At 71.7% G+C, this 254-nt stretch carries 1 protein-coding gene; it reads right to left on the bottom strand.

Going from position 1 to position 254, the window contains the following annotated elements; genetic code table 11:
- Positions 1-254 (bottom strand): acyltransferase domain-containing protein (locus IO20_RS37325; protein WP_037637093.1); only part of this gene is annotated, 254 nt, incomplete at both ends.

Consider the following 254-nt stretch of genomic DNA (forward strand, 5'->3'; position numbering starts at 1 on the left):
ACGCGAAGCCACCGCGAGAACCGCGGACTCCTCACCGGAGACGACGACGGACTGCGGCCCGTTGACCGCGGCGACCGACACCGCACCGTCCAGGAGCGGGAGAACCTCGTCCTCCGTCGCCTGCACGGCCACCATCGCGCCGCCCTTCGGCAGCCCCTGCATCAGCCCGGCCCTGGCGACCACCAGACGGACCGCGTCCTCCAACGAGAACACCCCCGCCACATGCGCCGCCGCGATCTCACCGATCGAATGCC

It is taken from the genome of Streptomyces exfoliatus (assembly GCF_000725545.1).
GTDB lineage: Bacteria > Actinomycetota > Actinomycetes > Streptomycetales > Streptomycetaceae > Streptomyces > Streptomyces exfoliatus.